Genomic DNA, 822 nt, shown 5'->3' with positions numbered 1-822 from the left:
AACCTTCAACATACTCAATGCCAGACAGAGTATCTCCTTCTGCATAGCCTCCCGAGACAGCCCCTGTTGTCAGGTTTACAGATACACCCGCCGGAGAGGCCGTGTATCTTGCTGAATCTCCTCCGCCAGTACCGCCTATTAACTGATCAGCGCCAGCACCTCCGTAAAGTGCATCACTGCCAGCGCCGCCATTGAGGATGTCATCGCCACCATAACCATAAAGCGTGTTGTTACCAGCATCACCAATCAGCGTGTCAGCATGATCGCGGGTTCCCATGATACGTTCAATGGAGATGTATGTATCACCTTTCGCATCCCCTTTGTTCTGGCTAGGATCTGCCAGGTTCACGGTAACGCCAGACTTGGCGTAGTAGTAGCGAGCGACGTCACTGCCTTCTCCGCCATCGAGGATGTCAGCACCAGAGCCGTAAGCATTGAGAGTATCATTACCGCCCTTGCCTTCAAGGCGATCCTTGCCGCTTAAGGCATAAAGACCATTGCTACGATCGTCTCCAATAAGGACATCATCAAAGTTAGACCCTTCAAGGCTCTCAATGTTTAACAGAACATCTCCTTGAGCGTAGCCCCCAGAGGCTGTCCCAGTAGATAGGTTGATATGAACTGCAACATTTGAGGCGCCATAGCGAGCAAAGTCTACACCCGGTCCGCCATCGATCAGATCTGCTCCAGCATCACCCCAAAAATAGTCATTGCCTTCACCACCATAGAGCTTGTCGTTTCCGGCATAACCATAGAGCTTGTCGTTGCCAGCCAAACCATGGATCACGTCAGTTGCCGCTGTTCCTTTCAAGGTCTCATTGG

The 822-nt window shown here is 51.5% G+C and carries 1 protein-coding gene; it reads right to left on the bottom strand.

Annotated elements, in window-relative coordinates:
• Positions 1–811: calcium-binding protein (locus JCM12308_RS27530; protein ID WP_280138438.1), on the bottom strand; the 811-nt coding region annotated here is incomplete at its 3' end.
• Positions 812–822: the final 11 nt, after the last annotated feature.

It is taken from the genome of Pseudovibrio denitrificans JCM 12308, from assembly GCF_001310815.1.
Taxonomy (GTDB): Bacteria; Pseudomonadota; Alphaproteobacteria; order Rhizobiales; family Stappiaceae; genus Pseudovibrio; species Pseudovibrio denitrificans.
The sequence above is the reverse complement of the archived record's forward strand: the minus strand, read 5'-3'. Positions and strand labels throughout refer to the sequence as shown.